General features: G+C 76.6%; 1 protein-coding gene and 1 pseudogene. Both read right to left on the bottom strand.

Annotation, left to right across the window (positions count from 1 at the left end; genetic code table 11):
- Nucleotides 1–494 (bottom strand): hypothetical protein (locus tag SM757_RS34615; protein ID WP_322468810.1); only part of this gene is annotated, 494 nt, incomplete at its 3' end.
- A gap of 1 nt (nt 495) precedes the next feature.
- Nucleotides 496–3509 (bottom strand): annotated as a pseudogene (locus SM757_RS34610) (hypothetical protein); the annotation flags it as partial.

Raw genomic sequence — 3509 nt, 5'->3', positions numbered from 1 at the left:
GCGGCCAGGGCGACGCAATAGGGCGTCCAGAACGCGTCCGCCACCTCCGCCGACTCCTGGCAGGCCAGCACGGCGCGCGGGTGGGTGAGCACACGCTGGGCTTCGCCGTCGTCGCAGCAGCTCGCCAGCGCCGCGGCCAGCGCCCAGCGCGGTGCGCTCATGCCGGCGTGTCCGCCCACGGCAAAGGCGCGCGAGCGCCCGTCGGCCAGCCGCACCAGCGCCACGCCCTCGGTGCGCGAGGTGCACAGCGCCGCCGCGGCGCCGCACACCGCGCCCTCGCGCAGCGCGTCCCACGCCAGCGCGCGGGCCTCGGCTGTGCCGTCCAGCGAGGCCAGCGCGGCGCGCTCGGCGGCCACCACCAGGAGCTGGGCCGCGTCGTCATCGTGGCGCGCGGCCAGCACGGTCTCGCGCAGCTCGCCGGCCCAAGCCAGCAGCCGCGCGTGCTCGCGCCACAGCCCCGCGTCGCGGGGAGAAGGTTCAACGGCGTCAGGCATGTCAGGGCGTGGGGATGGTGGCGGGCGAGGCCGTAGTGGCCGCGGTCGTCGGGTTGGGCGTGGCGCGGCCGCTGCCCAAGTCGAACTTCTGCGCCTCCAGCGCCGTGGGCCGCTGCTGCTTGTCCAGCGGCTGGCGCACCACGTAGTAGTCGATGTTGGGCGGCGACGTGCGCAGGGCGACCAGGATCTGATGGCCCAGCGCCTGCACGTCGGCCGGGCTGGTGGGCCGCATCATGTCGCGCGCCAGGCTCTCCAGGTATTGCGGCGTGCCCTGCTCGGCCAGCCGGCCGTCGGCGGTACGCCGGAATTGGAGCCCGGCTTGCGGGCCCTTGGCTTCGATCAGGACCAAGCGCCCGTCAGGTGCGCGGTAGGCTAGGTCCGGCACGCCCGCGCCCTTGCGCGAGCACGGCAGCGGCGGCGTGTTGAGGTTGAGGTGCTGCTGCGCGAAGTGCCCGGCCGCGCTTTCGCCCAGCGCTTCGCCCAGGTCGCGCACGGCGATGCGCGCGTCGTAGAGGTCCTGCGCCATCTGCTCCGGCGTGCGCCCGCTGGCGGGGCCCTTGCCGGCCATCTCCTGCAGCGTGCGCTCCAGGGTGTCCATGGCGTGGGCCTGGTCGGCGGCCCGCTGCACCTGCGCCGCGTCGCCGGCCAGGCTCAGGCCGTGGGTGTTCACGTCGGTGGGCACGGCGCGGATGGCGCCCACGGCGATGCCGCGTATGCCGCCCTGGGCGGTGACGAAGGCGCCGCCGGCCCACACCTGGAACAGCCGCTGCTGCAAGGCGGCGTCGCCGCCGTCCAGCGACGGGTGGGTCTTGAGGTAGCGGGCCTTGAACTCGGCGAAGTCCTGGAAGTTGGGGTGGTCGCCAAAGCGCTGGCGTGCCAGCTCCTGCTGCAGCGGATCGGGGCGCGCCGTGGCGGCCTGGGCCAGGTCGCGCTCCACGTCGCGGCCGTTGAGGCGGGCGTGCTCCACGGCGCGGTCAAGCAGCGCGCGCGAGGTCTCGTCCGGCAACCGCTCGCGCGCTTGGGCGAGGGCTTCCGCGTCCACGCTGCGGCCGCCGCCGCGCACCAAACCCTCTTCCACCACGCGGGCGGCGGCCGCGCGCACCTGGCGCTGGTCGCCCAGGCCCAGGCCCTGCTGGTAGGCCGACTGCCGCGCCAGCAGCGAGAGGTCGTCCAGGCTGCCCAGGGGCGCTTCCAGCATGGGGTTCACGCGCGCGGCCTGCACCATGTCGCCCAGCAGGCGCTGGCCGGCCGAGCCGGGCTCCAGCGCCGACAGCGCCAGCGCGCGCCGCGCGTCGGCCGCCCCGCCGCCGTGCACCAGGCCCATGTGGGCCACCAGGCGCCCGGCCTCGTCCTGCAACTGCGCCGCGGCGCGGTGGTCGCCGCGGGCGCGCGCGGCGTCGATCTCGCGCGCCAGGTGTTCCACCTCGGCCATGCGGCCGCGGTCGTGGCGCGAGAGCGCGCCCTGGGCGGCGGCGGGCAGCGTGTCCGGATGCACGCCGGGCTGGAGCAGGTCGCTGCGGTCGTGGCTGACGAAGCGCAGCTCGCCCAACTCGTGCGCCAGCGCGCGCTGCACCTGCGCAGGCGAGGCTTTCCCTGACACGGTGATCACCACCCGGTCGCCGTTCTTCTCGTAGGAGGCCACGGGCAGCGGGCCGGCGGGGTCGCCGCTGGCGCGCGAGACCGTGCCCACCCGCACCTCCACTTCCAGCTCGCCGCCGCCGTGCCGGGACAGCAGCAGCTTGGAGGGGTCGCGCTTGCCCGGCCGCAGCAGGCCTTCGAACTGCCCGCTCGGCCCCTGCAGCCGCTGCAGCGCCTCGGGCGTGGCGCTGGCCGCGTTGCGGCCGCGGGTGACCACGCCCGCCTTGCCCTCGCCGTGGAAATCGCTGCCCGGCACGGCCGCCGCCGTGGTGGAGGGCCCTGTTTCCGTCGCACGCGGCGCGGCCGCTTCGGCCGCAGGACTGGAGCGCGCTGGGGCGGTCGCCTCGTCGGCGCCGGCTGGCTGGGCCGGCGCCGCGGCACCCGCCTCGCCCTCGCCTCGCAGCAGCCGCGCCGCATGCGCTTCCTCCGCCGTGGCCGGCGCAGGCCCGCCATCGCCCCCGCCGCCGCCTTGGCCGCCGCTGCCGCCGGAGGGCGCGCCGGGCCGCGGGATCTCGTGCACCCGGCCGCTGCCCGGGACGATGAAGCGGTTGAGCTCGCCGATGAGCGGCGCGGGGATTTCGAGCTGGTCGTCGGCAAAGCGCACGTCCACCACGCGGGGCTGGCCATGCAGATCGCCCGTGCCGTGCTCCGGCATGCCGGCCGAGCGCACGGCGCGCACCCAGGCCTCGTCCACCTCGAAGGAGAAGATGCGCGCCTGGCCCTCGCTGTTGTTGAGGACGAACTCCACCGCGCGCTCGAAGGAGCCGAAGTTCAGGTGCGCCGAGGCGCCGCCTTCCACCGTGACGTTGCCCTGCGCGTCCACCCGCACCAGCTTGCGGCTGCGCTCGCTTTCCACGCGGAACACCAGGCGGCCCCCGCCTTCGCCTTCCAGCAGGGGGCGCAGCAGCCGCGGCAGCAGCGCGGGGTTGCGCTCCACGTCGGACAGCGGCACCTGCACCAGGCCCGGGCCCTCGGCCTCCAGGCGGGCGAACAGGGCGTCCACGTCCTCGGGGCCGGGCAGGTCGGCGGTGGCGGAGCGGCGGCCGCTGGCGAAGGCCTCGGCCTCGGCGCGCAGCCGCCCGGCCTGCGTTTCCAGCGCCGCGGCTTCGGCCAGTAGCTCGTTGGCTTCCTGGCGCAGCCGGCGGGCGCGGCGCGGGTTGTGGCTGTCGGCGAGGTCGGCCTCGGCGTCGCGCTGCACGGCGCGCGCCAGCCGCTCCTCGGCCTGGGCCTGCGTGCGCTGCGCTTCCTCGTGCAGCGCACCGGCGCGCTGGCGCTGGGGCAGCGAGGGTTCGTCCGCCTCGCCCGCCCGCAGCGGGCGCACGTCGGCGCCGGGCTGGTGGCCTTCCACGCGCACCAGCGGGCCGGCCTCGGCGGCGG

The sequence above is a fragment of the Azohydromonas lata genome, assembly GCF_034427735.1.
Classification (GTDB): Bacteria; Pseudomonadota; Gammaproteobacteria; order Burkholderiales; family Burkholderiaceae_C; genus Azohydromonas; species Azohydromonas lata.
The sequence above is the reverse complement of the archived record's forward strand: the minus strand, read 5'-3'. Positions and strand labels throughout refer to the sequence as shown.